Consider the following 523-nt stretch of genomic DNA (forward strand, 5'->3'; position numbering starts at 1 on the left):
CCCCGGCTGCGCGTGGCGGCGCGTCAGCTCGCGCAGCGACGGGGCGGCTTCGCTCACCGACCGGCCAGCCACAGCAGCGCCAGGCCGACCGCCGCCGGCAGCGCCTGCACGTAGAGGATCTTGCGGCTGGCGGTGGCGGCACCGTACAGCCCCGCGACCAGCACGCACAGCAGGAAGAAGACCTTCACGCCACTGCCGGCGGCGCCCAGGCTCAGGCCCCAGAACAGGCCGGCGGCCAGGAAGCCGTTGTAGAGCCCCTGGTTGGCGGCCAGCACCTTGGAGGCCGCCGCCGCTTCCGGCGTCTGGCCGAAGGCGCGCAGGCCGGCCGGCTTGTCCCACAGGAACATCTCCAGCACGAGGATGTAGACGTGCAGCAGCGCGACGAGCGCCACCACGGTGTCGGCGAGCAGGGCCATGAGCGCATCTCCTGTGAGGGAACCGGGGCGCCGGCCGGGGCCGCGCGCGGCCCGATGATGCCGCGCGGCGGACGCGCCGGCGACCGGCTCTCGAGGAAACGCCGGGC

Annotated in this window: 1 protein-coding gene; it reads right to left on the bottom strand. The window is 74.8% G+C overall.

Annotated elements, in window-relative coordinates:
- Window positions 1-53: 53 nt before the first annotated feature.
- Complete coding sequence (locus tag Y694_RS22195) at window positions 54-416, bottom strand: DUF1304 domain-containing protein (RefSeq protein ID WP_036236918.1); 363 nt, start codon at window positions 414-416, stop codon at window positions 54-56.
- Window positions 417-523 lie beyond the last annotated feature (107 nt).

Origin of the sequence: Methylibium sp. T29-B, assembly GCF_000576225.1 — a bacterium.
GTDB classification, from domain to species: Bacteria; Pseudomonadota; Gammaproteobacteria; order Burkholderiales; family Burkholderiaceae_C; genus Methylibium; species Methylibium petroleiphilum.

What these genes read in the sequence shown, in the direction of transcription:
- Y694_RS22195 (WP_036236918.1), bottom strand. Translation starts at nt 416, where the DNA reads ATGGCCCTGCTCGCCGACACCGTGGTGGCGCTCGTCGCGCTGCTGCAC.